This is a genomic window from Neptunomonas marina (genome assembly GCF_004005935.1).
In the GTDB taxonomy this organism is placed as follows: Bacteria; Pseudomonadota; Gammaproteobacteria; order Pseudomonadales; family Balneatricaceae; genus Neptunomonas; species Neptunomonas marina.
Genome location: NZ_SACQ01000045.1, coordinates 1 through 231 on the forward strand (window position 1 = coordinate 1; position 231 = coordinate 231).

Here is a 231-nt window from a genome sequence, read left to right on the forward strand (position 1 = left end):
CAATGGTGTATTGGAAGCTGTCCGGGCCGTTGTAGTTGGTATCCGGTGTGTAGGTCACAGTACCGTTGCTGTTGACCACCAGTGTGCCGTGGTCCGGCTGTTGTGTGATCACGATGCTGGTGAGGTCCAGACCGTCGTCCACGTCGTTGTCGTTACCCGCCAGATCTAGGGTCACTGCGGTGTCTTCCGCGGTGCTGCCGCTGTCATCGACGGCCACCGGTGGATCGTTAT

1 protein-coding gene is annotated in these 231 nt (G+C 58.9%); it reads right to left on the minus strand.

The features are described from left to right. Positions 1-217, minus strand: a 217-nt coding sequence (locus tag EOE65_RS17985) for an Ig-like domain-containing protein (RefSeq protein ID WP_240657037.1), incomplete at its 3' end; no start/stop codon positions are given. Positions 218-231: the final 14 nt, after the last annotated feature.